Below are 26,423 nucleotides of genomic sequence, written 5' to 3'. Positions count from 1 at the left end.
TTCTCTACCCGGTCGGGTAGAGAATGGCGTTAAGGCTTATGAGCTTAACTGGTGTTTCACAGCGCCACCGGATTTGTGGTGGTCGCCATTTTTTTCCTTGTGTTTCACGACCTGGCGGTCAAGTTTGTCGGTCAGCATGTCGATGGCACTGTACATGTTTTCGTCTGAGCAGGCGGCGTGTAAGTCGTTGCCTGGCACATGCAATGTCGCTTCAACCTTTTGGGCAAGCTTTTCAACAGACATGGTGACTTTGACATCAATCACATGATCAAAGTGATTGCTGATACGCGAGAACTTGGATGATACGTACTCGCGCAGTGCTGGAGTGATTTCTAAATGGTGTCCTGTAAGTTGTAAATTCATGACAAACTCCTTGTTTTCGGAAAGGGTCTTATCGAGTGTTTGCTGGATCATTCAGCAAATGTTGGATAGATAAGACAGTTTCAGTTTACTCTTTTGAAAAACAGATGCAACCCGGAAGTGAGCGGGGTTTTTGATCTTCATCAGCGTTTATGCGGCTATTCTTAAGGCGTTGTCAGGGCGAGATGCTAACGCGCTTTTCTCAAGGTGAGGTTAATGCGTTGCGGGCCAATGAGCAGGTGCTGCCCAGGCTGGACTGGCGCCACGCCATGATAGAAGCGCCGGCTGGCGCCGCCCCAGACCACCACATCGCCATGCACCAGCGGGATTTTCACCGGCTTGTCCGTCCGCCTGGGGCCGCCAAATAGAAATGTGGCGGGCAGCCCGAGCGACACTGACACAATCGGCTGCGTAAAATCCTGCTCATCTTTATCCTGATGCAAGCCCATTTTGCTGCCGGGAGCATACACGTTGATCAAACAGCTGTCGGGCACAAAGCCGGCATAGCCTGCCTGCTGCGCGGCGGTCGCAGCCAGCTGTAAAATCACCTCCGGCATTGCTGGCCAGGGTTGATGGTTGGCGGGGTCAGCCGCCTGGTAGCCATAGCCAGCCGCACTGCCTACCCAGCCCCAATCACCTATGCTGCTGGTGCGCACTGACATCGGGTAACCCATGGGCGTCATCATCTGCCGGGGCGGATGGGCAGACAGATGCTGTGCCAGACAAGGCCAAAGCACTGGCATGCAGGGCAGCGCAAAGCCGGATAGCCAGCAGGCACCGGGGGCCAGCATCACCTTAGAGGGAGTATCTTGTGCAAATAAGTCCATGCGTTCTCGCGGCGATTAGGGCATCCACACCAACGTGACATTTTTCTGTTTTGCCAGCCGCTGCATGTGGGGAATGGCGCGCTCCAGTTGCAACAGGTAGTCTGCAGCCGATTCCTGATGAAATCCCAAGACCATGACGGCAGGGGCATGGTTCAATAAAGCCTCAAACAGGCGCAACAGTTGTTGCGTGTTGGTGTAATCCGCCAGGGCGGCGTTATCCGGGTATTCCATCAATTGATAAGACAAAGCATACGGTTGTTCCAGCGGTGTGCTGCCCGCATGCAGCTGTTGCAATCCCTTGATCAGGGGACTGTCGCTGGGCCAGCGCGAGGTCAGCAAGCGCGCATCAATGCGCGAGCTATCCCAATAAAAGCCATTCGCAACCAGTGCGGCTTGCAACTTGGGCCCCAGTTGCCAGGCGCCGGCGCGGAAATGCCGGGGTCGGTTAAAGCCGTTTTGCACCATCAAATCACTGCTGCAATGCACCAGCCGCGTCAGCTCGGTCTCGCTGTAAGCAAACTCCAGGCTGACAGAATGACCGCAGCCAGCCTGTCTGCAATGTTCATCACGGCCAGAAATCGAGGGCGTGGCCTGATAGGTGAGCCCGCAATACTCAACCAATGTGCGCATGGGGTGCAGATGCAATCCCACCGTGTCTTGCGGTAAAAACGTGCTGCGAATCAGGCTGCCTACCTGGGCGCGATGGACCCCAGGCTGGATAAAATAGACCGGATTGACCAAATGCAACATCGGAATGTCTGGAAACTGCTGCCGAAAGCGTTGCATGGCCTGTAGATTGTCTTCATCCAGCGACAAGCCTTCCCAATCGACGGTGATCCAGAGTTGCATGGTGTCCGCCGCCATGGCGGGGGATGTCAGCAGTAATGCCAGTCCCAGCAACAGTCTCTGGATCACGATGCGCATCTTAGCCTCGCATGAGCTTCTCGTGGGTTAGTCCTGGGGACACTTGATGGTATGGTTCACAATGTTTCCATCCACCAGATGGATCGTTTCCTCGCCCAAGCGGCATTTATTGTCGGCGTCCATGGTCCAGGTATTTTTATAGGTTTGTTTATAACGCGTATTGTCCCAAGACCAGTGCGTCTCACTCCCTGCCGCTGCATCGCCGTCGGTTTCGCCCAGTTTTTGGTAGCCATCAAATTTTTTGTCTAATACGGCCACCTTGATTGCGGCAGGGGTATGCCAAATGAGCTTGGCCGCCGCCCCTCTCATTTGAAACAACCACACCGGGCAAGCGGCATCGCGGCACAGGCAAGCATGTGCTGGTTTCACCAAATAAGCTTTTGCCGTTTTGCTCAGGCGTAACACTTGCGTTTCCAGTAAAGCGGCAGGCTTGGATTCCCCGCAACTAGCACTATTGGCCACCGACGGCTCTTGCGCCAGCAAAGTCACGATGGCCGAAGGCATTTTTGCCGGTTGCCTGAATGGCTCTTTGGTGACGAAACTTTCCTCTGCATGTGCGCAAAGCGTCACAAACCAGAGAAAACACAAACTGAATACTGAAATACGTGATGTCATGAAAATAAACCTTTAGTTAAGGGGCAGACTGCTTGCGATAGCAGGCCGGCATCTTACCCGATTAAATCTTGCCGCATTTAATCGGTTGCTTAAGACTTGCGGGTGCGCCCCATCTATATCGGCAGAGTCGCACGGAGTCAACGACGGCTCATCAGCGTTACCGCCTACTGCCTGATTCACCGCACCCGCTTGCAGATTGTAGGCGATTTTGCACGCCGCAGCCATGTGAAGCGATAGCGTATAATCTTGCCTATGTCTTTGTCCATCCGCCAGATTCTTGCCCATCAGGGCTATGCATTCCCCAAGTTGCTTGCCTACCGCATCCTCATGGTGCTGTCGTACCAGATGATGATGGTTGCCATCGGCTGGCATATCTACGAGTTGACACACGATCCCTGGTCCTTGGGGCTGGTCGGCCTGGCAGAAGTGGTCCCTTACATGGGTAGCGCGCTGTTTGCGGGGCATGCCGTGGATCATTACTTCTCGCGCCGCGGTTTTGCCGCCGTGTCGGCTTTTTTTCTGGCGGTGAACGCCGGGTTACTGGTGATTATTACGCAACAACAGCCAGCACATACTGCCTGGTGGATCTATGGCACGGTCTGCCTGACCGGCTTTGCCCGTGCGTTAATCTCTCCCAGCTATAACACGTTATTTGCCTTGATCATCCCGCGTGCTTCCATCGCCAAGGCCTCTGGCATCGGCAGCTCCATGTTTCAGATTGGGCTCATTGTCGGTCCCGCCATCGGCGGTTTGCTGATTGGGTTTGCTGACAAATCTATCGCTTATGGGCTGTCTGCACTGCTGGCACTGGCCGCATGTGTGGCTGCGCTGGCCTTGCGCGTGACCGAGCACCATAGCCATGAGCCAATGAAAGTCTTTGCCAGCATCGCTGAAGGCTTGCGCTTTGTCCGCCGTACGCAAGTGGTGCTCGCCGCGCAACTGCTCGATATGTTCGCCGTGCTATTTGGCGGTGCTGTCGCCATGCTGCCTGCCTTTGTGCACGATATCTACCAGATGGGCCCAGAAGGCCTGGGGTTATTACGTGCCGCCCCCGCACTGGGCGCCATAGTGTCCGGCGTCTGGCTCGCCAAACACCCGATTCATGAGCACAGTGGCCGCTGGCTGCTGTTTGCCGTGGCTGGTTTTGGTGTGTGCATGATTGCATTTGGCTTGTGTACCAATTTTGAATTAGCCATGCTGATCCTGGCCATCTCCGGCATGATGGACGGCGTCTCGGTGGTGTTACGGCAAACCATTCTGCAACTGGCCACGCCCGATGGCATGCGCGGCCGCGTCTCGGCCATCAACGGCATTTTTATCGGTTCTTCCAATGAGCTAGGTGCGTTCGAGTCCGGGCTCACCGCCAGACTCATGGGGCTGGTGCCCTCGGTGGTGTTTGGGGGCTGCATGACGCTGGCAGTGGTAGGTGTGACGGCGTTCAAGGCGCCAAAACTGCGAGATCTGCACCTTTCGCAGTTGCACTGATTGTGGTGTGTAGGCCATGCGCGATCTCGAAGCCTTGTTTCAAGCCCTGCAACGCTCCGATTTCCGTGCCCGCTTCAAACTCAACGCCAAAGACCAGCACTATTTGCAACAAAAAGGGTTGGCGGTGGTGCTAGACCATGCAGAAAAATTTATTGCCGAGCGGCTGGCCCCGGCTACTCCGGCCAATGACGGTCAGCAAACGCCGATGAGCGGACATCCGGTGTTTGTCGCGCAGCATGCTACCGCCACATGTTGCCGAGGATGTTTATCCAAATGGCACCAGATTCCTGCTGGCCGAGCGCTGACCCTGGAGGAACAGGCGTATCTGGTGGTGGTGATTGAGCATTGGCTGGCGGCAAACTTACAGCAAGCTTAATTTGGCACCGTCTTTGCGAACATTCGGGCTGCATCAATATCAATCATTCAGGCAAATCGGTTAAGATGTTGCGCGTGGGTGAGCGGTGGCGAGGGCCACTACTGCCTCTATCTTTAGTCAGTGGAGCGTGTGTTGCAATGAATAAAAAAATGATGCGGATTGTCACCCTTGCCATCGCGGTAATTGCGTTTGCCTGGGGGATTTATGAAATACAGATTCCGCACAAGATGGTGGCTATGGCCGCATTTGCCTTGACGCTGATGGCGCTGGCGGTGAATTATTTTGGCATTGAGGTATTTGAGAAGCAGCATCGCGGCCTTTCCCTGGGCATGCTGATTTTTCTGTTCGGTTTTTATGCGGTCATGAATGAATACAAGCCTGCCGGTACGATATTGACTGTGGACCAAACCCGCTATGAAGTCGGTGCGCAGTTGATGGAAGTTGACGGCAGTGCGGCTTGCGGCAGCCTGAGCGATGCGCGCGAGGCTTTGCGTGAAGCGGCCAAGAGCTGTTTCGCGTTGTCTAAGGACAAGCGCGTCATGTGGTTTGGCAACAAATCAGTCCCGCCGCGCAAACCAGCAGATTTTGGTTTGACCGTGCCAGCCAGCCAGCAACCTTTGGACGGTTGTGCAGCTTGGGTCGCCGTCATCAGCCAGCAATGCCCGACCTATTTGGGCGCACTGGACCAGCGCTCACTGGATAACCTGCTCGGTAAATAAGCACCTTTCTAATGGCTTATCCGCGTCTGGCCTGTTTGGTCGGGCACGGATGAGTGCTTGTCAGCGTCACTCAACATACGGCGCATCTCTTCACGACTCCTCCCTCCGGCGCTCTGCTACAGCGCTCGTTACGCACACGCCTGTTTAAACAGGCGTGCCTTCATCCTGCAGCAAGGGTATTTGTCATGGGGAGGGTCGCTTTTGAGCGGATTGGCTGAGTGGTGTTTACTCGTTATTCAACTTAGGCTGTGTAACATATGCATCGTTAAGACAGCACATGTGCCATGTAGCCTACTTGCGTGCCGAGGTCGATTGAATGTTCTCAAGCATTGCCACGCTCAGGTGGTCTAGCTGACTTAGGCAAAAGGGATGGTTGAAGTTGTGGATTGATTTCGCAGGGCAGCAAAAACAAAGGGATTCCGTTTTGCGGAATCCCTTTGTTTTGTCAGATCGCCTGCTTTAGACTGGGCGATCTGCTTAGACTTGGTTTGGGTAACGTTTAACGCCAGCCACCGCCCAAAGAGCGATAGAGATTGATCATGGCAGACATCTGTTGCTGCTTGGTGTCTATCAACTCCATTTTGGCATCCAGCGCATCACGCTGCGTCAGCAGCACTTCACCGTAATCCGCGCGGGCATTTTTAAACAGCTGGTTGGCCACGTCAATCGACTGCGTCAACTGGTTAACTTGGTCGGTTTTCAGGCTGAAGTTTTTGCTCAGGTTATCGACGTTGGCAATTTGATTCGCCACTTCCATATAAGCATTGATGATGGTTTGCTCATACTCGTAAGCTTTTTCAATTTGCGAGGCACTGGCATTTTTATATTCGGCAATGATCGCGTTCCGGTTGATCAATGGCCCCATCAAGCCCGCGCCCAGTGAAGCGCCCAGTGCATCTGGGATATTCAGCAAATACTGCGGCTTGAAGGCCTGAAAGCCCAGTCCGGCGTTCATGGTGAACGAGGGATAGAAGTTGGCTCTGGCCACGTCAATATTCAGCTTGGCCGCTGCCAGTTCGAGCTCGGAGCGACGGATATCCGGGCGGTTGGCCAGCATTTGTGAAGGCAGGCCAGTCTCGACTGCTTTAGGCTGTAGTTCCATGAAGCCATCGCTGTTGCGTGCAATTGGTTGCGAGGTGCGACCCAGCAGCATATTAATGCGGTTCTCAGCCTCGGTAATTTGCTGCTTGATCACGTACTGCTTGCTCTGGTTCTTTTTCACTTCGGCTTCAAACCGTTTGACCGCAAGTGAGGTTGAGCGCGCGTATTTCTGCAGCTCACGAATCACATTCAGCGCATTCTGCTGAATCTCAATGTTTTTTTGCAGCGTCAGCAACTGGTTATCCAGCGCGACCAGCTCGTAGTAGCTGTTGGCCACCTCAGCCACCAAATTGGTGACCAGGAAGCTTTTGCCTTCTGTGGTTGCCATGTAGTCGAGCACGGCAACTTGTTGTGCATTACGCAGTTTGTGCCAGATGTCGACTTCCCAGGAGGCTACCAGCCCAAACTGGTAGTCGCCAAGAAAGGTCGGGAAGGATTGATTATGAATCTTGAGGCCATCTTCGACCGCACCCAGCCGGGTAAACTTGCTGGTTTTTTCATAATTGATGCCACCACCGGCATTCACAAAAGGCAGGTAAGCACCGCGTCTGGCCTGAATTTCGTTCTGCGCCATCGAAATACGCTGCGCCATCATCTGAATCTCTTTATTGTTGGCCACAGCCGTATCAATCAGAGAGACCAGATTCTGGTCCTGGAAGAACTCTTTCCAGCTCACACTGGCACTGCTTTGGGTGTCGGCCGCGGCCGCTTTACCACTATATTGCGCGGGTAAGGCGGTGTCGGCCTCCTTGGTCATGATGTTGGGGATCGCACAGGACTGCAGCATGGCTGCAACTGCACCGCTTACCAGCCAATACAGATATTTATTAGTGGTCATGTTCGTCTTCTTCTTCATGTCTGTTGTACTCGTAGGACTCAGTCAGTGGGTTCTGATCTTCCTTGCGGATCAGCGTTTTACCGTCCGCCAAGCTGGCGAATATATAGTAAAGGCCAGGAATCACGACCACACCAAAGAGCGTCCCGAATAACATGCCGCCCAAGGCCGAGGTACCGATGGTCCGGTTACCAATCGCACCGGCCCCGGTCGCGACCGTCAATGGAATCAGGCCGGCAATAAAGGCAAACGAGGTCATTAAGATTGGTCTGAAACGTGCTCTTGCCCCGGCGATGGCGGCCTCTTTGATGGAAGCGCCTTTTTCACGCGCCTGCACCGCAAATTCCACGATCAGCACCGCGTTCTTGCCAAGCAAGCCTACCAGCATGATGAGGCCAATCTGCGCATACACGTCATTGGCCAGCCCGGTCATTTTGAGCAACAGGAAGCTGCCGAAAATACCTGCGGGCAAGGACAGCATGACCGCAAACGGGATAATGAAGCTTTCATACTGGGCGGCCAGCACCATGTAGACGAATACCAGCACCACCATGAAGATAATGATGTTTTCGTTACCACGACGCTCTTCATCAAAGCTCAGGCCTTCCCAACCAACCGAGTAGCCTTTAGGCAATGACTTGGCCGTTTCTTTAATCGCGTTAATCGCTGAGGCGGTGGTGTAGCCAACGGCTGGTTCAGCACGGACAGCCGCAGAGTTAAACAGGTTGTAACGGGTAATCTCGTTAGGACCCTGCTGTTTCTTCATGGTCATGAAGGCTGAGTAAGGCACCATCTCGCCATCTTCATTGCGTACATAGTAGTTCAGGATGTCGCTAGGGAAGCGGCGGAACTCAGGCGCAGCCTGGGTATACACCCGGAAGTAGTAGTTAAAGCGGATGAATGCCAGCTCAAAGGTACTGCCCACCAGCACGTCGAGGTTGTCCATGGCATCGGCAATCGTGACTTTTTTCTGCATGGCACGTTGCGGATCAATGATCAAGTCGTACTGTGGATAGTTGGCCGCATAGAATGTAAACAAACCGGTTAGTTCTTTGCGTTTTGCCAGGTCCTTCATGAAGTCTTTGTTGATCTCATCAAACTTCTGGTAGTCCAGCGAGCCGGTTTTATCCAGCAAGCGGAAGGCCAGACCGGAAGCGGTACCATAACCAGGCACTGCAGGCGGCTCAAAGTACTCAATCCGCGCACCAAAGTTTTCGGTGGCTTTTTCGAGCAACTTGAGCACGTCAGCCACGGTCTCTTTACGCTCTTCCCAGTCCTTGAGGTTGATAATACACGTCCCCGCGTTAGAGCCGCGCCCTTCGGTCAGCACCTCGTAACCCGCCAGGGCGGTCACAGACTGCACCGCAGGGATTTTTTTCGCTACTTTTTGCAGCTCTTGTGACACCTGATAGGTGGTCTCAAGGGTAGAGCCTGGTGGCGTCTGGATAATCGCATAAATCATGCCCTGGTCTTCGCCCGGAATAAACCCTTCCGGGATGATTTTAACGATGGAAACAATCCCGAATGAGAACAGCCCGATCACGAGGAAGGTCAAGGCACGTTGGGTGACCAGTTTGCCGAGGAAGGCCGTATAGTAGTCGGTCACCTTGTCAAAGCCCTTGTTGAACAGATCCAAAAACAGGTTGATCGGGTTACGGCTTCTGGGCTGGCCATGCGTATTCTTCAAGATCATCGCGCACAGCACGGGAGTCAGGGTCAGCGCAATAATGCCTGACAACACGATGGAGGACGCCATGGTGATCGCAAACTGGCGGTAGAACACACCCACCGGACCCGGCAGGAAGGTGATCGGCACAAATACCGAGGTCATCAGCAAGGTGATCGCGACCACTGCGCCGCCGATTTCACCCAATACACGTTGTACCGCGGCGTAAGGGCCGACATGGTCAGAAGCCATTTTGGCGTGCACCGCTTCCACCACCACAATCGCATCGTCCACGACCACCCCGATCGCCAGCACCATGGCAAACAGCGTAATCAGGTTGATACTCAAGCCGAAGGAGCTCATCACGGCAAACGCCCCGATCAGCGAGATGGGCACCGCGATCAACGGAATCAGGGTAGAGCGCCAGTCACCGAGGAAAATGAACACCACCAGTGATACCAGCACAAACGCTTCAACCAGCGTATGCAAGACCTTGTGGATAGAAGCATCTACAAAGCGTGACACGTCGTAGTTGATTTCATAGGTCATGCCAGCCGGGAAGGTGGGTTTGAGCTCTTCCAGCGTTTTCTTGACGTTTTCAATCACTTCTTTCGCGTTGGTGTTGTAGTTTTGCTTCAACACAATCGAGGCAGAAGGATAACCGTCTTTGTTGGAGTAAATGTCGTAGAACTCACTGCCCAGCATGACTTTGGCAATGTCTTTCAGGCGCAGAATCTCACCTGAGGGTGTGGAGCGGATCACAATATTTTCGTATTGCTCAGGCTTTTCATAGCGGCTGGCGCTATACACCAGGGTGTATTCTTTGGCTTGCGCCTGCAGCCCCGAGCTTTGCCCCAAACGGCCGGGACGACCAATCAAACTCTGGTTGGACATCGCATCCATGACTTCTTTGGAAGACACGTTGTAAGCCCGCATGCGGTCAGGGTTTAAATACACCCGCATGGCATATTGGCGGCTACCCAAAATCTGCGCCCAGGCAATGCCGTTCACGCGCTGGATTTCAGGAATCACGTTAATTTGTGAGTAGTTGTAGAGGAATTTCTGGTCCGCGTTTTTATCGGTACTGTACATGTTCACGTACATCAACATGCTGGGCTGTACCTTGTTCAGGATCACCCCTTCCAGTTGTACCAGCTGTGGCAGACGGTTGATGACCTGGTCCAGCCTGACCTTGGTGTTCACCATCGCTTCGTTCGGGTCTACCCCCTGGTCAAAATAGACCTGGATGGTGGCTTCACCCGCACTGGTCGCGTCGGACACGATGTATTTCATGCCGGGCACACCGTTAATGGCGCGCTCCAGTGTAATCAGTGACGATTGCACCAGCACGCTGGCGCTGGAGCCAGGATAAGCCAGGAAGATCAATACGCGCGGTGGCGCAATGTCTGGAAACTGCTCGACCGGCAGACTTTTAATGGACAAGAATCCAGTAAACGTCAGGAGCAGGGACAGTACGATGGCCAGTACTGGGCGTTTGAGGAATATGTTAAGCATATGTGTTCACCTGATGTTTCGTTATTCTGCGTACAGCTTCAGTTCAGGAACAACCTTGTCGGGTGTTTTAAAGTCCTCAATGATCTTGTCACCTTTGGTGACGCGGCGCAGGCCTTCAATCAACACATGATCGGTGTCTTGCAGGCCGCTCTCGATGATGGACATGTCTTGAATGTCAGCCGCCACTTTAACCAGTCGTTGTTCCAGTTTGTGATCCTTGCCCACCACGAACACATACTGTTGGTCGAGAATTTCAAAAATCGCTTTTTGTGGAATCAGCATGGCGTTTTTGTAAGGGATATCCATCATGATGTTACCGGTCTCGCCATGACGTAACAGACGCTCAGGGTTCATGAAGCCTGCCCGGAACTCGATGTTACCGGTTTTGTTGTCAAAGTCGGCTTCGATGGTTTCGATGACCCCCTGTTGGTTAAACACCTGGCCATTGGCCATGCGCAGATGCACCTTGACCTGTTTTTCATCTTCATGACGGGCTTTAAAGTCCAGATACTCGGATTCTGGCACGTTAAAGTAGACCCACATTTTGCTGATGTCAGACAGCGTGGTCAGCAAGTCACCCTCTTGCATCAGGCTACCTTTCCGCACAAACAGGTGGTCCATGATGCCGTCAAACGGCGCATTGATGTCGGTAAAGTTCAAGTGCGTCTGGTGCAGGTTCACTTCAGCCAGCGCCTTGTCGAGTTTGGCTTTGGCAATCGCCAGCTCGTTTAGCGACACAACATTTTTTTCGGCCAGCGCCTTGGTGTTTTCGTATTCAATCTGAATGGCATTGGCCTCAGCCTTGGCGCGCATCAATTCCGCCTGGTAGATATTCGGCATGATCTTGAACATGGGCTGGCCAGCTTTGACATATTTGCCTTCGTCGACAAAGATATCCTGCAAGTAGCCACGCTCCAGCGCGCGCATTTCAATATGCCGGATGGCATGAATCTGGCAGACATACTCTTTAATCAGCGTGGTGTCTTTGCGCATCGGGGTGGTGACTTCCAGTTTGGGAAGCTCTTCCTTGGGCGCTTCTTCTTTATGACAAGCGCCTAGCAGGGAGCCAAGCAAGCCTAAAACGATTAAGTGCTGTTTCATCATAAGTGTGTTCTTATCTTAATTAAATTGAAGAGGAATACTGGTTAAACAGCCATCTGGCATCTTGTAGGCGTATGCCGCCAGGGAATGTTCACCCACCGTTGGACTCTGGGCGCCAGTACCATGTCACCGGGCATGATGCAGGACAGGGAGGGCGCATCGGTTACAAACACTATCAACTTGAATCGGGTAGTAACAGCATGCGCATGGGCACAGAGTGGCCTAAACAGATGCGGGGGGAGCCCGTGAGTGCAGGTGGCGAACCACCGTGCGGTGTTTGATCAGGCGCTGACGTGGCAAAGCCAGTAGCGCAAACGGAATCACGCAGGCAATGACGAAGCTTGCGGGCAGGTTAATCAAAGGCAATAATGAGGGAAACGGCGATTCACCATCGGCGGAAGGTTCGCTAATCTCGGCAATCCGCACGCGCACCACATCATCACGGTAGCTGGAGTGGTCAGAGAACTCTGCCACCAGGGCCACCCCGAGCACAGCCAGCAGCACTGTGACGACCCACAGTCTGAGCTTGTATGCGGCTGTATTCAGAGGTTTATCCATATATTCAGTGAATGGCTATCATCAATGGTTGTTAGTATGGGGTGTATGTTTACGGTTTATTGCTGTGATAAGGCACTGTTTTCACTGGCTAATCGTTTTGATCAGCCAGGTGACGCTTTCACACATTGATCGCCGTAAATGGGATTTACAATGCTTACATTAAACCCTTTTACGTTTGGAATGACAATACGATTTTGCGCCAAGTTCGGCCAAAATGGCCGTTTGTAAGCTGGGTGTCAGCTAGAAGCCCAAATGTGGCCGTAAATAGGTCAATACGATGGGCAGGCCGATGGCGCTGATCACGCCATTGAGCCCCATCGCCATGCTGGCAAACACCCCGGCCTCTTCATTGACACTAAACGCGCGCGTAATGCCCAGACCATGCGCGCCCACCCCAATCGCCGTGCCGCGTATCCACCACTGCTGAACTTTGACCGCATTGAGGATATACGGGGCCAGAATCGCCCCCAGCATGCCGGTGATCACGGTAAACACCGCCGTCAGTGTCGGCGACACGTTCAGGCGCTCGGCAATGCCCATGGCAATCGGCGCCGTCACCGATTTGGCATACATGCTGCCCACAATGTTGTCGGTCGCGCCCATCAGCTTGGCAATCGCCACCGCGCTGGCAATAGACACCGTACTGCCCACGGTGAGCGCCACCCAGATGTGAAAAATCTTGCCTTGCATGCGCTTGAAGCCGTTGTATATCGGCACTGCCAGGGCGACGGTCGCCGTGCCCAGCAAAAAGTGCACAAACTGCGCACCTTCAAAGTATTTTTCATACGGCATGTCCAGCAGGTCTATGGTCAGGCAGGTGAGCAGCACCGAAATCGCGACCGGATTGACCAGTGGGTGACGCTTGGCGCGCACATACAGCAGATAACCGAGCTGGTAACTGGCCAGCGTAATAATCAGCGCAAACAGTGGGTCACCCGACAGGTAGACCCAGATTTCGGCAATTGGCAGGCGCTTACTCATGGCGGTGCCCCTTATTGCGCTTGAGTGAAACATACCAGAATAGTTTGAGCACAATGGCGGTGACGGCAATGGTCAGAATCACGCTCACCAGCAGGGCAGTGCCTACCGCCAGGGCATGCGTTTGCAGCTCGGGCAAAAACAGCAGCACGCCGACCGAGGCGGGTACAAACAACAATCCCAGATGCTGGCGGAAACTGTCGGCCACCAGGCCGAGGTCGGCATTCACCTGCCCACGGGCACATAAAAACACCAGCAAGAGCAGCAGGCCCAGCACCGGTCCGGGGATGCCGGGTAAAAAGAATTTACTGAGCAGCTCGCCCAGCCCCTGCCATAAAAAAAGTTGTACCAAGCCTGAAATCATCTGTGAGTCCGTTTGTCTGTGTGGTCCCTGCGTGATGGATAAAGCCATACGCCGTTGAGTCAGCGCTATGTTAAATGCATTTTTTTATTTCGCCTATCCGGTTTAGGCGAGCTCGGGATTTCCACCCAATGCTCCAGATTACGCCTTGCGCCGACAGGCAAGGAGCCGCCTTGTGCTTGTGATAAAATATCGCTTTTGTTTTCAAGTTGATACGCATGACGCAACTGCCGGTTTCCGCGACTGAACAATGGCTCCGTGAGGCGCTTTCCCAACGCATCCTGATTCTGGATGGTGCCATGGGTACCATGATCCAGCGCTACAAATTGACCGAGGCCGATTACCGTGGCGAGCGCTTCAAGGATTTTCAGGGCCCGGCAGGCGAACGCGAGCTGTTTGTCAAAGGCAACAACGAGCTGCTGACCCTCACGCAACCGCAGGTGATTCAGGAAATCCACGAGCAATACCTGGCGGCCGGGGCCGACATCATTGAAACCAATACCTTTGGTGCCACCAGTGTGGCGCAAGACGATTACCATATGGCGCATCTGGTATATGAGATGAACGTCGAAGCCGCCAAGCTGGCCAAGGCCGCCTGCGTCAAATATAGCACGCTGGACAAGCCACGTTTTGTGGCAGGCGCCCTCGGGCCCACGCCAAAAACCGCTTCCATCTCGCCGGATGTCAACGACCCCGCGGCCCGTAATGTCAGCTTTGACCAGCTGGTGACTGCTTACCTGGAGCAAATCCGTGGCCTGGTCGAAGGCGGCGCCGATATCCTCATGGTGGAAACCATTTTTGATACGCTTAACTGCAAGGCCGCGCTATTTGCCATCGACAGTTTCTTTGAAGAACAGGGCAGGACCTGGCCGATCATGATCTCGGGCACCGTGACTGATGCCTCTGGCCGTATCCTCTCCGGCCAGACCGTGACTGCCTTCTGGCATTCAGTGCGCCATGCCAGACCGCTGACCGTCGGCCTCAACTGTGCACTGGGTGCGGCCCTGATGCGCCCGTATGCCGAAGAGCTGAGCAAGGTCGCCGATACCTTTGTCTGTATCTACCCGAATGCGGGCCTGCCCAACCCGATGTCAGACACCGGCTTTGACGAAACGCCGGATATCACGGCCAGCCTGGTCAAAGAATTTGCGCAAAGCGGCTTTATCAATATTGCCGGTGGCTGCTGCGGGACTACGCCGCCACATATCAACGCCATTTATAACGCGATTAAAGACCTGCCACCACGCCAGCTGCCAACCTTACCGGTGACGACCAAGTTGTCAGGCCTGGAACCGTTTGTGATTGATGAGCAGTCGCTGTTCGTCAACGTGGGTGAGCGGACTAACGTCACCGGCTCGAAAGCGTTTGCGCGCATGATCATCAACGAGCAATACGAAGAAGCGCTCAGCGTGGCGCGCCAGCAGGTGGAAAACGGCGCGCAGGTCATCGATATCAACATGGATGAAGGCATGTTGGATGCGGTTAAGGCCATGACGCATTTCCTCAACCTAGTCGCTTCCGAGCCGGACATCGCCCGCGTGCCCATCATGATCGACTCCTCCAAATGGAGCGTGATTGAAGCCGGCCTGAAATGCGTGCAGGGCAAGGCCATCGTCAACTCGATTTCGATGAAAGAAGGCGAAGCCGAGTTTTTGCGCCAGGCCAAATTGTGCCGCCGCTACGGCGCTTCCGTCATCGTCATGGCGTTTGACGAAAAAGGCCAGGCCGACACGTTTGAACGCAAAACTGAAATCTGTAAGCGTGCTTACGATTTGTTAGTCAGCACTGGCTTTCCGCCTGAAGATATTATTTTTGACCCGAACATTTTCGCCATTGCCACCGGCATTGAAGAACACAACAATTACGCTGTGGACTTTATCGAAGCCACACGCTGGATCAAGCAGAACCTGCCCTATGCGCGTATTTCCGGCGGGGTGTCCAACGTCAGTTTCAGCTTCCGCGGCAACGAGCCAGCGCGAGAAGCCATTCATACCGTGTTTCTCTACCATGCGATTAAAGCCGGCATGACCATGGGCATCGTCAACGCAGGTATGGTCGGTGTGTATGACGATATTGAGCCTGAGCTACGCGAGCGCGTCGAAGACGTGGTGCTTAATCGCGTGGTGGATCCTGACAATCCATTAGCGGCCACCGAGCGCATGATAGAAATCGCCGGCACGTTGGTCGCAGGCGGCAAAAAAGCGGAAGCGACGCTGGCCTGGCGCGGCACCCCTGAAAACCCGGTGCCTGCCAATAAGCGCCTCGAATATGCGCTGGTGCATGGGATTACCGACTTTATCGTCGCCGACACTGAAGAAGTGCGTCAGGACATTATGAGCAAGGGTGGCCGCCCGATTCACGTGATTGAAGGCCCACTCATGGACGGCATGAACGTAGTCGGTGACCTGTTCGGCCAGGGCAAGATGTTTTTGCCGCAGGTGGTGAAGTCCGCCCGCGTCATGAAATCCGCTGTGGCGCACCTGATCCCGTTTATTGAAGAAGAAAAAGCCGCTGAAGAACGCCGCACCGGCATGGTCGCCAAGCCCAAGGGCAAGGTAGTGATCGCCACGGTCAAAGGCGATGTGCACGATATCGGCAAAAACATCGTCTCAGTGGTGTTGCAGTGCAACAACTTCGAGGTGGTGAACATGGGCGTGATGGTGCCCGCCGCTGAAATTCTCGAAATGGCCAAGCGTGAAAACGCCGACATCATCGGCCTGAGTGGACTGATTACACCATCGCTCGAAGAAATGGCCTATATCGCCAAAGAGATGCAGCGCGACCCGCATTTTGTCGAGCAGCAAACTCCCTTGCTGATCGGTGGCGCGACCACTTCCCGTGCGCACACTGCGGTGAAAATTGCGCCCAATTACACCGGCCCGGTCATTTATGTGCCCGATGCCTCACGCTCGGTCAGCGTCATGCAAAACCTGCTCACGCCAGAAACGCGCGGAGCTTACCTGGCCGAGATTCAGGCCGACTATGAAAAAGCCCGCCAGCAGCACGCCAATAAAAAAGGCGTGCCCATGCTAAGCCTGGCTGAAGCACGCGCCAATGCCGCGCAACTCACTTTCACGGGTGATTATGCGCCACTGAAACCCAAGTTTATTGGCCGCCGCGTGTTCAAAAACATCGACCTCGCCCTCATCGCGCAATATATCGACTGGGGTCCGTTCTTTCAGACCTGGGACCTGGCCGGGTTTTATCCGGCGATTTTAAAGGACGAAGTCGTCGGCGAAGCCGCCACCAAGGTGTTTGCTGAAGCGCAAATCATGCTCAAGCGCATCATTGATGGCCGCTGGCTCAGCGCCAATGGCGTGATCGCCTTGCTGCCCGCTAACCAGGTGAATACGGACGATATCGAAATCTACACCGACGACAGCCGCAGTCAGGTCGCCTTGACCTGGTACGGTATGCGCCAGCAAACGCAAAAACCGGTCATCGACGGCGTCGCCCGCCCCAATCAGTGCATGGCCGACTTTATTGCGCCTAAAGGGGTCGATGATTACATCGGCCTGTTTGCCGTCACCGCGGGTCTGGGCATGGAAAAACGCCTGGCCGAGTTTGAGAAAAACCACGATGACTACAACGCCATCATGTTCAAGTCACTGGCCGACCGTTTGGCTGAAGCTTTTGCCGAATACATGCACGAGCGTGTGCGCACTGATTTCTGGGGCTATGCCGCCGATGAAGACTTGAGCAACGAAGCGCTGATCAAAGAGCAATACCGCGGCATCCGCCCTGCGCCCGGCTACCCCGCCTGCCCGGACCACACCGTGAAGTCCGAGATGTTCAAGGTGTTGCAGGCAGAAGAAATTGACATGCAACTCACCGATAGCTACGCCATGATTCCGGCGGCCGCCGTCAGTGGCTTCTATCTCGCGCACCCTGAGTCGCGCTATTTCAGTGTCGATAAGATTGGCAATGATCAGGTGGAAGACATGGCACAGAGAAGGAATGTGGATAAAGCTTGGTTGGAGCGGTGGTTAGCGCCTAACCTGGGGTAAAGGGGTTGATGGCAGATAAAAAAGCGCACACTAGTGCGCTTTTTTGTTGGGTTTAAAAGGTCATGATATGGATTGGCAGGCCGCTGATTGGCTCAAAATGAGACTCTTAGGAGGTAGGGTGGGCATGCATGCCCACGCGGATGATTTCTTGTCGTATGGAATGGTCTTTTTCGCCTCTAGGCGAGTGACTTTTCTTTGCTTGCCCAAAGAATAAGTCACCAAAAGAAATGCACCCTAGCTTCCGCTTGTTCCCTGCGTTGCTCAGTTTAGGACTTTCGTCCGCTGCTTTGCTGGACTTAGGACAAACGGTCACGAAACTCGACCTGGCAGCTCACAAAATACGTGAGCTGCTGCGGGACTCGAACAGTCGCTCCCTTTATTCTTGTTTTGCCTGCGCTACTCGGCGCGGCAGATAGGGGCCCGAAAAATCCGTGAGCGCCACCTTTTGTGAATTAAAGAACGAATTTGAGTTTTTGAACGGTCCAAGCTTCAACAGTGAGCGTTTGGCGAGATGAATCCCATCCCATCACGCTTGATTTCATTGCTTGGCAGGCGGAATAAGGTTGCAGCTTGTTTGAATCCCGCAGCAGCTTACGGGTTGTGTAAGCTGCCAGGTTGAGTTCTGCAACCGCGACTGACGAGTAATGAAATCAAGGGAGCCTTTAGGCCGTGATGGCTGGGTGCCCTCTTCTTTGGTTACTTTCTGTGGGGCAAGCAACAGAAAGTAACTCGCCTACGGGCGAAATAAAATGTGGCTTAAACGATGTGATCTACTATTTGCCTAAAAATCACCTTTTCAATAACGGCGCGATCGCCGCCATCAACCTTTCCGTTGTCCCTCTATGCTGCAAGGTAAACCCCTTCGCTGCTTCCGCCATCGTACGCACTTTCACTTTATCCGCTGCCAGTGCCGCAATCATCCCATGCAACTCACTTACATCCTTTAGCTGTACCGCCGCATCCGCCATGACCGCCGCTTGCGCCACTTGCGCAAAGTTAAACATATGCGGCCCTAGTATGGTCGGTACGCCCATGGCAGCGGCTTCAATCAGGTTTTGCCCGCCCAGCGGTTGCAGGCTGCCGCCCATCACGGCAAAGTCGCTGGCGGCGTAATAGGTATACATTTCGCCCATGCTATTGCCCAGCACGACTTGCACATCGGCAGGCAAGGGCTGGACCAGTTCGGTGCGCAACACATAGCGCAGGCCACGGGCTTTGAGCAGCGCCTCCACCTCGGTAAAGCGTTGTGGATGGCGGGGCACCAGAAGGGTGAGCACATTTAGGCTTTGCACGGCGTCGAGAATCAGCGATTCTTCGCCTTCGCGTGTGCTGGCGGCCATGCATACCGTGCGGTGTGGGCCTAGTTGCTGGCGCAAGGCCGTCCCTTTGTCGGTGCTGTCTACAGGGGGCGTGACATCAAACTTGAGGTTGCCGCAAATCATCGGCTGGGCGGCGCCCAGGGTGTGCAGGCGTTCGGCATCGGCCTGGGTTTGGGCGGCGATGAGGGTGAGTTGCTGCAAGCCCTGGCGGGTGAGGCTGCCGAGTTTGGCATAGCCGCGCGCGGATTTTTCCGAGAGGCGGGCGCTGAGCAAGGCCATGGGCAGATGCTGGCGGCTGGCCTGGTCAATTAAATGAAACCAGAGCTCGGTTTCCATCAGCACGCCGAATGCCGGCTTAAAGTGAGTGAGAAAGCGCCTGGCTGCGCCGGGCGTGTCTACCGGCAGGTAGGCTTGCAGGACACGGCCACTGGCAATCTCGGCGCTGAATAACTGGCTGCTGGTCGCGCGGCCGGTCGGCGTGCCGTGCGTGATCAGCAGCTGGTGTTGCGGGTAGGTGCTCAGCAAGGCGTGAATCAGCGGTTGAGTGGCACGTGTTTCGCCCACCGAGACACAATGCACCCAGATCAGCGGACCACGCACCGATTGGCGGTAAAAGCCGTAGCGCTCAGCCACATGCTGGCGGTATTCCGGCTGCTTGAGGCCGCGCCAGAACAGCTTGAGCGGCAGCAGGACGGCGACCACGGTCATGAGCAGGGTATAGACAAATCTAGGCATGGCGGTATTTTCGCATATTTGCCCAACACTGACCTGTTGCGTATTGCCGACACCAGCAAAAGCAGGTGAGTGATGACTCACCTATGCCGTAGCGCCTGTTTCTATCACGCTTAAAAAAATGCAAGATGTTGCACGAAAAAAAGCATCAAAAAAAGCGCAAAAAATCGGTTGACGGCAACTAGCTATAGGCATAAATTATCGCCAGCAACACAAGATATTGTGTTTGGTCAGGGCCCGCACCCATGTCGATGTGCAGGCCGGGCAAGCGGCATAAATACACAACAAAGCTTGTCATACCCTGGCCCCGTTCCAAAACGCATCCCGCCCCAGCCGTTGCCAAGCTTGTGGCGGATGTTTGTTGTAATAACCCTGTTTGTCAAACCAATAAGAATCACCAAGGTGTGGGAGAACTCGATGTTAAAAGCTGTTGAACAAAAGAAAGTCCAGTCAGAAGGCGTTGCCGTGGAGATTCCAGTGCAGCCCGTCTCACTCGATATTTGGGACAAGAAATACCGTCTCAAAACCAAGTCGGGCGAACATGTGGATCAGGACATGGACGATTCTTATCGCCGCGTTGCGCGCGCGCTGGCAGATGTCGAGACCACTGAAGAAAAGAAAAATGAATGGCACGAAAAGTTTTTGTGGGCCTTGCGCCGTGGTGCGATTCCGGCAGGCCGCATTACTTCTAATGCGGGCGCGTTAGAACACAAACCAGCCACCTCTACCATCAACTGCACCGTGTCTGGCGTGATTGCAGACAGCATGGACGATATTTTAGGCAAAGTGCACGAAGCTGGCCTGACACTCAAAGCCGGTTGCGGCATTGGTTACGAGTTCTCCACCCTGCGTCCAAAAGGCGCGTTTGTGGCCGGTGCGGGCGCTTACACCTCCGGCCCATTAAGCTTTATGGATATCTACGACAAAATGTGTTTCACCGTGTCCAGCGCCGGTGGCCGTCGTGGTGCACAAATGGCGACCTTTGATATTTCGCATCCAGACGTGACTGACTTTATCAAGGCCAAGCGTGAAAACGGCCGTTTGCGTCAGTTCAACCTGAGCTGCCTCATCACCAAAGAATTTATGGAGGCCGTCAAAGCCGATGCCGAATGGCGTTTGGCCTTCCCGGTGACTGAAAAAGAAGCCATTATTGACGGTCTTAACGTCAACGACGAATCACAAGTGGTGTGGCGTGATTGGCCGGTTAAACACAAATACCTGACCAAAACCGAAGGCCCTGAGGCTGGTAAAGTGGCTTGCCGCATCTACAAAACCATCAAGGCACGCCGTCTGTGGGATGTGATCATGTCTTCCACCTACGACTTTGCCGAGCCAGGGTTTATCCTGATCGACCGCGTCAACGAGATGAACAACAACTGGTTCTGCGAAAACATCCGCGCCACCAACCCATGTGGTGAGCAACCACTGCCGCCTTACGGCGCCTGCCTGCTGGGCTCAGTGAACCTGACCAAGTTTGTGCGCGAGCCATTCACCGACAACGCGCATTTTGACTGGGACGAATACCGCGAAGTGGTGGCCGTGTTCACCCGCATGCTCGACAACGTGGTCGAAATCAACGGTTTGCCACTCGAGCAGCAACGCCAGGAAATCGCCCGCAAACGCCGCCACGGCATGGGCTACCTGGGCCTGGGTTCAACACTCACCATGCTTAAAATGAAATACGGTGAAGAAGACTCAGTGAAATTCACAGAAGAAGTCACCCGCATCATGGCCGAAGTGGGCTGGGAAATCGGCGTGCAGCTGGCTGAAGAAAAAGGCCCGGCTCCGATCATGGATGAAAAATTTGAAGTCACCGCCGACATGCTGCGCGTGCGCCCGGAAATGGCCGCTGATGGCATCAAGGTCGGCCAGAAACTGGCAGGTAAAGTGTTGCTGGGCAAATACAGCCGCTATATGCAGCAGTTCCCAGAAGGCCTGCGTAACCAGATCGCCACCAAGGGTGTGCGCTTTACGCATCATAGCTCTATCGCACCAACCGGCACCATCAGCTTAAGCCTGGCCAACAACGCCAGCAACGGTATCGAGCCGAGCTTTGCCCACCACTATGCGCGTAACGTGATTCGTGAAGGCAAGAAGTCTAAAGAGAAAGTGGACGTATTCAGCTACGAGCTGCTGGCCTACCGCGAGCTGGTGAACCCAAGCGCCATGCCGTTCAGCGACAAGCCAGAAGAGCAATTGCCGGATTACTTCCTCGATTCATCCACCATCATGGCAAAAGCCCACGTGGATATTCAGGCCGCGGCACAAAAGTGGATTGATAGCTCCATCTCCAAAACCATTAACGTGCCCACCGATTACGACTTTGAGGATTTCAAAGACATCTACCTCTACGCGTATGACAAGGGCCTGAAAGGTTGCACGACCTTCCGTTTCAACCCAGAGGCGTTCCAGGGCGTGCTGGTGACCGAGAAAGATTTAGAGAGCACCACTTACAAGTTTACGCTGGAAGATGGCACCGAGATCGAAGCCAAAGGGAATGAAGAGATTGAATATGACGGAGAAATCCACACTGCGGCTAACCTGTTTGACGCCTTCAAGGAAGGCTATTACGGAAAATTCTAAGGCCTGACCTACTGCGCTCACGGGTGCGGTGTTACAAAGCGGTTTTAAATCCTCATGTACTTGCTTGTACACTCCGGTTTAAAACTGCTTTGCGCCTAGCCCCCGAGTCGCTCGCTACGGTCAATCCATAGAATTTTGGATGAAATAGTTTGAATTTATTAAAAAATTAAGCTCCAATAGGGAGAACAACATGGCAATCAAGATCGACAAAAAAATCACCGCCTACAAACTGGTGACCGATGAAGACAAAAAAGCAGCCGAGGCCGCAGCAGCGCCTGTCACGAATATTATCCAAATGGGCGAACCATTAAGCCGCCCAGATATGCTTGTGGGTAACACCTACAAGATCAAAACCCCGGTGACCGAGCACGCGCTCTACATCACCATCAACGACGTCATCATGAACGAAGGCACGCCGCAAGAGCACCGCCGCCCGTTTGAGATCTTCATCAACTCCAAAAACATGGAGCACTTTCAGTGGATCGTCGCGCTCACCCGCGTCATGTCCGCCGTGTTCCGTAAAGGCGGCGATGTCACCTTTTTGGTTGAAGAGCTCAAAAGCGTATTCGAGCCCAGCGGCGGCTACTTCAAAAAAGGCGGCAAGTTTGTGCCTAGCCTGGTGGCCGAGATTGGTGAAGTGGTAGAAAAACACCTGCAAGAAATCGGCATGCTGAAAAAGCCAGGCTTAGACGAACACCAGCAAAAACTGGTTGAAGAGAAAAAAGCCGAATACCTGGAAAAACACGCCAAGTCAGGTGAAGAGTCAAATGATGAAGGCTTCCCCAAAGGTGCCCAGCTTTGCAAAAAGTGTAATACCAAAGCAAGTATTTTGATGGATGGATGTATGACTTGCTTGAACTGCGGGGATAGTAAGTGTGGTTAAAAAAGGGCGTAAGCCCTTTTTTAAGATAATTATTTAAACCAAATTGGTTGAAATAATTAACCTTTTATTGTATATTTCTTATGCCAATAAACTTAACTTAGGAGATCGCAATGGCACTTACTGACTTTGGTAGGGTTGTCAGAAAGGCTAGATTGGATGCAAACGAAACACTTTCAACTATGGCGGAAGAACTAAATGTATCACCTGCTTTTCTGAGTGGCCTTGAGACGGGGCGCAAGAATATTTCTGAAGAGTGGATAGCTAAAATTAATGATTATTTTTTGAAACGAGGAATTGTTGTTGAGAAGCTTGCAGAATATGCGGACATATCTAATCAAAGTGTATCGATTGCCGGTAAAAGTTCACGACAGCAAATGTTAATCGCGGGGTTTGCAAGGTCGAGCTTTGATTCTGAAACACTAGAAAAATTTGCAAAATTATTAGGTCTTGAAGAGGATAAATAATAATGACAGAACCTTATCAGTTGCGTGGGTATGTAGTTAATCCGATAAGTATTAACGATATTAGATCAAAAGCGGTGGTTGTGAGAGACGCTCTTGGTCTCGGTAACGATGCAATTGATCTGGAGGGCTTCTTAGAACGGTTATCTTCATATGGTGTAACTATCGATGTTGTGGATGATTTAGATATGCCAGGCTTTTCTTTTCATAGTGAAGCATGTTGTATTCCTGAGACTGCAACAATCTATCTTACAGAGCTTACATATGATAAAGCATGCTCAAATGACCCCAGAACAAGGTTCACTATTTTTCATGAATTAGGCCATTTAATACTTGGGCATAGTCGAGAGCTGCACAGGAAAGACATTCCCAAAGACATGAAGCCTTTTATGGACTCCGAGTGGCAAGCCGATCAATTTGCTGCAGAAATGACAATGCCTTTAGACGTGATTTTAGAGTTAAAACTCTTTGACATTGAATTAATAAGAAGGCAGTTTGGAGTGTCTGAGCCGGCTGCTAGAAGGAGATATGAGCAGTTAAGAAGTAAAGGGCTTATTTAAGAAAAAAGTCAGTAGCGTTGGCGCGCTACTGACTTATAGACATGGTGGTGAGAGCACCCCTCTGTCCCTATTACCGTCCACAAGACGTCTAATCAGCATACGCTAATTAGTGGATATAGGCAATATATTGCTCTCCTAACTATTTGATTAGGAGTGTTAAATGTTTACATTTATCAAACCAAAAATCGTCAAAGTGCGTAAGTATGTTCGTCGCCGTTTTGGCAAGATTGAACATGTTTGTCAACATTGGCGCAGTATGCCAAGTTAATTAGAGCGTCAAGACAGGGCTGAAATGCCCTGTCTGGAATATCCATATTAATTATCGAGGTGAATGCGATGGGAAAAAATCAACATGTAGTAACTCATGGGAGTGGGTGGGGTGTCAGAGGAGAAGGTAATAATAAAGTTACTTCAGTACATCCTACTCAACGTGAGGCAATTGAAAAGGCACGGGCAATAGCAGTTAACCAAAATGCAGAAGTATTTATTCATGGCCAAAATGGCAGAATACGTGAAAGAAATAGCTATGGTAATGACCCGTACCCACCAAAAGGTTAAGCCATAATCAATCATTAAACATTTTTTATTTCATTAAAAGCCGCGGATTGCGGCTTTTAATTTATTGATTAAAGCTATAGTTTAGAAGAGTAGCTATGGAACAAAGCGTTATCATCAGAATGGGTGGGGCCACAGTAAATTAATCCGGAATGAAACTTAAGAAGTGAAAATCTTGGGTTGATATGTATCTATTAGTCTTCGTTAATAAATACTTCATGATCCAACAGTAGTATGGTTTCTTAAATTTCTAACAAAAATTATCATTGGGGGCATCATGAAAATAATAACAACATTTCTATTACTCTGTATTTCAGGAGTAGCATTTGCGAACTCAGCTTGTGATAAACCAAGAGATGATTTCGACGGTTTGTATTGCTTAAATAAGGTTTACCAAGAAGCAGATAAAGAGTTGAATGAAAACTTCAAAAAGCTAAATTCAAAATTGGACGCTGATGGTAAAAAGGCTTTAAAGTCAGGCCAACTTTCATGGATGTCGGAAAGAAATAGTAGTTGTTCCAAGCGCGATGGCGAAGCTTTCTTCGTAAATCTGAATTGCGCCTCCAGTATCACCATAAAACGCTCCCAGTTTTTGCAAGACCGAATTCGAGAGTGCTTAAGCTCTGGTTGCCAAAATAGTAAGCTTCTCTAATCAATCAGTTAATCCATACACGGGGGTCATGGATGCTTATTCTCAGAGGCCGAGCTACCTTATGCCTGCTAATGTTGGGTATTTTCTTATCCTCTAATGCAAGTGCAGACATACTTATTAAATACATGGCATTCTTAAATGGCGAATGTATTTCAGCTAAGCAAAACGATGAAGATATCACCGAGCAATGCAAAAAAGGGAAAGCAACGAATACGTCTTATCAAAATGGGCGAGCAGCATTTTCATTTGTTTCTGATTTTCCGGTTTCATTTTCAGGGGGTAAAGACGCGCAACCTGCCGCAGATAACTACAAGTTAGAAGTAGATCAGGTGTTAACGGTTATTTCTGGAACACCAGTATCTTGGCCTGCAGTTGGTTCATGTTCAGTGACTGGTGACATTACAAATAAAGCAACGATTACTTGTGAAGCGACCATCAATGGAAAAAACAGTTATAAAGTTGTCTTCGAAAGTACTGGCAATGCAGAAATGATTTACGGGGTGGGTTTTGAGCCCTTCGATATTAATAAAAACATCGATTTTGCTATAAGGGATTTTGACAGAATATACTCAGCACAAGGCATAGATGGTGTCGAGGCATTCCTCAAAAGCTGCTATCCAGCAGCACTAGAATCTCACTGGCTACCTGCATTTATTAAATGCGCTTCGATCGATTATGCAGGTAATTTCCTAGACATGCTGATCGTCAAAAATACCGGTAATCCTGCTCGTCCGTATTTCACAAAAGAAGCTACTCAGTTGCGAGTTAAAGAAAATATATCTAGGGAAGCCACACAGAAAAGCTCTGAGCAGGTTGAAAAAATATTACAGGTAACACAGGGACTTTCAATTAAATCGCTTAGTGCTCTCATTAAAGCCAAAACCAATAAGTAATTTAGCTTAAGCATCTCATGCATATTCACTCATCTTATCGACCTACTTATTTTCGAGGTGGCGTTATCCCCGATGAAATGAGATTTTTCTGGATTTACATCGCTTTGAGTATTGTATGTTTGATAATTGCTGCGCTACTCGCCAGAGTCAAACTAACGACTTTCCCGATGAATCCAATTTATTGGCACTACTGGGTAATGGCTAACGCCAAAACTCCACCAGTGATTGGAGATGTGTTTGATCGACCAAGGAATTACAGGTTTTATGTAATCTTTTGGGCCTTATCAGTTTGCTTTCTGATTTTTGCACTAGTCGTTCTTTTAGCAATTCTTTTCTAAGAAAAGTAACTTCATTTTT

General features: G+C 51.9%; 22 protein-coding genes. 11 read left to right on the top strand and 11 right to left on the bottom strand.

Translation table 11 applies throughout. The features are described from left to right. Window positions 1–36 precede the first annotated feature (36 nt). The 4 genes from hpf to ACT53D_RS10060 form a co-directional block, all read right to left on the bottom strand. The gene (gene hpf, locus ACT53D_RS10075; RefSeq protein ID WP_194748955.1) at window positions 37–363 is read right to left on the bottom strand and encodes a ribosome hibernation-promoting factor, HPF/YfiA family; all 327 of its coding nucleotides are present in this window, start codon (window positions 361–363) and stop codon (window positions 37–39) included. A 185-nt stretch (window positions 364–548) separates the two neighbouring features. Continuing rightward, window positions 549–1,187, bottom strand: a complete 639-nt coding sequence (gene alkB / locus ACT53D_RS10070) for a DNA oxidative demethylase AlkB (protein WP_476156003.1) — start codon at window positions 1,185–1,187, stop codon at window positions 549–551. Window positions 1,188–1,202: 15 nt separating this feature from the next. Next, on the bottom strand, window positions 1,203–2,111 hold the full coding sequence (locus ACT53D_RS10065; RefSeq protein WP_476156001.1) for a hypothetical protein: 909 nt from the start codon (window positions 2,109–2,111) through the stop codon (window positions 1,203–1,205). 27 nt (window positions 2,112–2,138) lie between these two features. Then, entirely contained in the window at window positions 2,139–2,726 is a 588-nt protein-coding gene (locus ACT53D_RS10060) for a hypothetical protein (RefSeq protein WP_379074137.1), read from the bottom strand. Between the two features lie 252 nt (window positions 2,727–2,978). Between ACT53D_RS10060 and ACT53D_RS10055 the strand changes: the two genes are divergently transcribed. From ACT53D_RS10055 to ACT53D_RS10045, 3 genes are all read left to right on the top strand, one after another. After that, window positions 2,979–4,211, top strand: coding sequence for an MFS transporter (locus tag ACT53D_RS10055; protein WP_476155999.1), 1,233 nt, complete (start codon window positions 2,979–2,981; stop codon window positions 4,209–4,211). A gap of 16 nt (window positions 4,212–4,227) precedes the next feature. Then, window positions 4,228–4,587, top strand: coding sequence for a DUF4186 domain-containing protein (locus tag ACT53D_RS10050; protein WP_476155997.1), 360 nt, complete (start codon window positions 4,228–4,230; stop codon window positions 4,585–4,587). Window positions 4,588–4,724: 137 nt separating this feature from the next. Beyond that, window positions 4,725–5,306, top strand: a complete 582-nt coding sequence (locus tag ACT53D_RS10045; protein ID WP_275357884.1) for a hypothetical protein — start codon at window positions 4,725–4,727, stop codon at window positions 5,304–5,306. A 499-nt stretch (window positions 5,307–5,805) separates the two neighbouring features. On the opposite strand, the gene ACT53D_RS10040 is transcribed toward ACT53D_RS10045, so the two are convergent. From ACT53D_RS10040 to ACT53D_RS10015, 6 genes are all read right to left on the bottom strand, one after another. Beyond that, window positions 5,806–7,245: a TolC family protein gene (locus tag ACT53D_RS10040; RefSeq protein ID WP_228518856.1), complete on the bottom strand. Its 1,440-nt coding sequence runs from the start codon at window positions 7,243–7,245 to the stop codon at window positions 5,806–5,808. Then, on the bottom strand, window positions 7,235–10,423 hold the full coding sequence (locus ACT53D_RS10035; RefSeq protein ID WP_476155994.1) for an efflux RND transporter permease subunit: 3,189 nt from the start codon (window positions 10,421–10,423) through the stop codon (window positions 7,235–7,237). Before ACT53D_RS10035 ends, ACT53D_RS10040 begins: the two co-directional genes overlap by 11 nt. A gap of 21 nt (window positions 10,424–10,444) precedes the next feature. Further along, window positions 10,445–11,527 (bottom strand): efflux RND transporter periplasmic adaptor subunit, encoded by a 1,083-nt coding sequence (locus ACT53D_RS10030; RefSeq protein ID WP_275357881.1) that lies wholly within the window; start codon window positions 11,525–11,527, stop codon window positions 10,445–10,447. A 219-nt stretch (window positions 11,528–11,746) separates the two neighbouring features. After that, entirely contained in the window at window positions 11,747–12,082 is a 336-nt protein-coding gene (locus tag ACT53D_RS10025) for a hypothetical protein (RefSeq protein ID WP_313984976.1), read from the bottom strand. A 240-nt stretch (window positions 12,083–12,322) separates the two neighbouring features. After that, on the bottom strand, window positions 12,323–13,063 hold the full coding sequence (locus ACT53D_RS10020) for an LrgB family protein (protein WP_194748946.1): 741 nt from the start codon (window positions 13,061–13,063) through the stop codon (window positions 12,323–12,325). Beyond that, window positions 13,056–13,424 (bottom strand): CidA/LrgA family protein, encoded by a 369-nt coding sequence (locus tag ACT53D_RS10015; protein WP_194748945.1) that lies wholly within the window; start codon window positions 13,422–13,424, stop codon window positions 13,056–13,058. Before ACT53D_RS10015 ends, ACT53D_RS10020 begins: the two co-directional genes overlap by 8 nt. A 215-nt stretch (window positions 13,425–13,639) precedes the next feature. Here ACT53D_RS10015 and metH point away from each other — a divergent pair, with 215 nt between their 5' ends. After that, window positions 13,640–17,428: a methionine synthase gene (gene metH / locus ACT53D_RS10010; RefSeq protein ID WP_476155990.1), complete on the top strand. Its 3,789-nt coding sequence runs from the start codon at window positions 13,640–13,642 to the stop codon at window positions 17,426–17,428. A gap of 788 nt (window positions 17,429–18,216) precedes the next feature. Here metH and waaA read toward each other — a convergent pair. Beyond that, on the bottom strand, window positions 18,217–19,482 hold the full coding sequence (gene waaA, locus ACT53D_RS10005) for a lipid IV(A) 3-deoxy-D-manno-octulosonic acid transferase (protein ID WP_476156277.1): 1,266 nt from the start codon (window positions 19,480–19,482) through the stop codon (window positions 18,217–18,219). A gap of 414 nt (window positions 19,483–19,896) precedes the next feature. Here waaA and ACT53D_RS10000 point away from each other — a divergent pair, with 414 nt between their 5' ends. The 7 genes from ACT53D_RS10000 to ACT53D_RS09970 all read left to right on the top strand — a co-directional run bounded on the left by ACT53D_RS10000 (window position 19,897) and on the right by ACT53D_RS09970 (window position 26,066). Next, a complete protein-coding gene (locus tag ACT53D_RS10000) occupies window positions 19,897–22,062 on the top strand; it encodes an adenosylcobalamin-dependent ribonucleoside-diphosphate reductase (RefSeq protein WP_476155988.1) in 2,166 nt (721 codons plus the stop codon). A gap of 190 nt (window positions 22,063–22,252) precedes the next feature. Beyond that, on the top strand, window positions 22,253–22,945 hold the full coding sequence (locus ACT53D_RS09995) for a TSCPD domain-containing protein (protein ID WP_049637539.1): 693 nt from the start codon (window positions 22,253–22,255) through the stop codon (window positions 22,943–22,945). Window positions 22,946–23,055: 110 nt separating this feature from the next. Beyond that, complete coding sequence (locus tag ACT53D_RS09990) at window positions 23,056–23,409, top strand: helix-turn-helix domain-containing protein (RefSeq protein ID WP_476155986.1); 354 nt, start codon at window positions 23,056–23,058, stop codon at window positions 23,407–23,409. 2 nt (window positions 23,410–23,411) lie between these two features. After that, window positions 23,412–23,966, top strand: a complete 555-nt coding sequence (locus tag ACT53D_RS09985; protein ID WP_476155984.1) for an ImmA/IrrE family metallo-endopeptidase — start codon at window positions 23,412–23,414, stop codon at window positions 23,964–23,966. A 336-nt stretch (window positions 23,967–24,302) separates the two neighbouring features. Next, entirely contained in the window at window positions 24,303–24,524 is a 222-nt protein-coding gene (locus ACT53D_RS09980) for a DUF2188 domain-containing protein (RefSeq protein ID WP_476155982.1), read from the top strand. Window positions 24,525–24,798: 274 nt separating this feature from the next. Then, entirely contained in the window at window positions 24,799–25,173 is a 375-nt protein-coding gene (locus ACT53D_RS09975; RefSeq protein ID WP_476155980.1) for a lysozyme inhibitor LprI family protein, read from the top strand. 32 nt (window positions 25,174–25,205) lie between these two features. Next, window positions 25,206–26,066 (top strand): hypothetical protein, encoded by an 861-nt coding sequence (locus ACT53D_RS09970; protein WP_476155978.1) that lies wholly within the window; start codon window positions 25,206–25,208, stop codon window positions 26,064–26,066. Window positions 26,067–26,423 lie beyond the last annotated feature (357 nt).

It is taken from the genome of Methylophilus sp. DMC16 (assembly GCF_056314045.1).
The sequence above is the reverse complement of the archived record's forward strand: the minus strand, read 5'-3'. Positions and strand labels throughout refer to the sequence as shown.

What these genes read in the sequence shown, in the direction of transcription:
- ACT53D_RS10050 (WP_476155997.1), top strand. Translation starts at nt 4,228, where the DNA reads ATGCGCGATCTCGAAGCCTTGTTTCAAGCCCTGCAACGCTCCGATTTC.
- ACT53D_RS10015 (WP_194748945.1), bottom strand. Translation starts at nt 13,424, where the DNA reads ATGATTTCAGGCTTGGTACAACTTTTTTTATGGCAGGGGCTGGGCGAG.
- ACT53D_RS10025 (WP_313984976.1), bottom strand. Translation starts at nt 12,082, where the DNA reads ATGGATAAACCTCTGAATACAGCCGCATACAAGCTCAGACTGTGGGTC.
- ACT53D_RS10020 (WP_194748946.1), bottom strand. Translation starts at nt 13,063, where the DNA reads ATGAGTAAGCGCCTGCCAATTGCCGAAATCTGGGTCTACCTGTCGGGT.
- hpf (WP_194748955.1), bottom strand. Translation starts at nt 363, where the DNA reads ATGAATTTACAACTTACAGGACACCATTTAGAAATCACTCCAGCACTG.
- ACT53D_RS09990 (WP_476155986.1), top strand. Translation starts at nt 23,056, where the DNA reads ATGGCACTTACTGACTTTGGTAGGGTTGTCAGAAAGGCTAGATTGGAT.
- waaA (WP_476156277.1), bottom strand. Translation starts at nt 19,482, where the DNA reads ATGCCTAGATTTGTCTATACCCTGCTCATGACCGTGGTCGCCGTCCTG.
- ACT53D_RS09995 (WP_049637539.1), top strand. Translation starts at nt 22,253, where the DNA reads ATGGCAATCAAGATCGACAAAAAAATCACCGCCTACAAACTGGTGACC.
- metH (WP_476155990.1), top strand. Translation starts at nt 13,640, where the DNA reads ATGACGCAACTGCCGGTTTCCGCGACTGAACAATGGCTCCGTGAGGCG.
- ACT53D_RS10045 (WP_275357884.1), top strand. Translation starts at nt 4,725, where the DNA reads ATGAATAAAAAAATGATGCGGATTGTCACCCTTGCCATCGCGGTAATT.
- ACT53D_RS09975 (WP_476155980.1), top strand. Translation starts at nt 24,799, where the DNA reads ATGAAAATAATAACAACATTTCTATTACTCTGTATTTCAGGAGTAGCA.
- ACT53D_RS09985 (WP_476155984.1), top strand. Translation starts at nt 23,412, where the DNA reads ATGACAGAACCTTATCAGTTGCGTGGGTATGTAGTTAATCCGATAAGT.
- ACT53D_RS10030 (WP_275357881.1), bottom strand. Translation starts at nt 11,527, where the DNA reads ATGATGAAACAGCACTTAATCGTTTTAGGCTTGCTTGGCTCCCTGCTA.
- ACT53D_RS10065 (WP_476156001.1), bottom strand. Translation starts at nt 2,111, where the DNA reads ATGCGCATCGTGATCCAGAGACTGTTGCTGGGACTGGCATTACTGCTG.
- alkB (WP_476156003.1), bottom strand. Translation starts at nt 1,187, where the DNA reads ATGGACTTATTTGCACAAGATACTCCCTCTAAGGTGATGCTGGCCCCC.
- ACT53D_RS10055 (WP_476155999.1), top strand. Translation starts at nt 2,979, where the DNA reads ATGTCTTTGTCCATCCGCCAGATTCTTGCCCATCAGGGCTATGCATTC.
- ACT53D_RS09980 (WP_476155982.1), top strand. Translation starts at nt 24,303, where the DNA reads ATGGGAAAAAATCAACATGTAGTAACTCATGGGAGTGGGTGGGGTGTC.
- ACT53D_RS10035 (WP_476155994.1), bottom strand. Translation starts at nt 10,423, where the DNA reads ATGCTTAACATATTCCTCAAACGCCCAGTACTGGCCATCGTACTGTCC.
- ACT53D_RS10000 (WP_476155988.1), top strand. Translation starts at nt 19,897, where the DNA reads ATGTTAAAAGCTGTTGAACAAAAGAAAGTCCAGTCAGAAGGCGTTGCC.
- ACT53D_RS09970 (WP_476155978.1), top strand. Translation starts at nt 25,206, where the DNA reads ATGCTTATTCTCAGAGGCCGAGCTACCTTATGCCTGCTAATGTTGGGT.
- ACT53D_RS10040 (WP_228518856.1), bottom strand. Translation starts at nt 7,245, where the DNA reads ATGACCACTAATAAATATCTGTATTGGCTGGTAAGCGGTGCAGTTGCA.
- ACT53D_RS10060 (WP_379074137.1), bottom strand. Translation starts at nt 2,726, where the DNA reads ATGACATCACGTATTTCAGTATTCAGTTTGTGTTTTCTCTGGTTTGTG.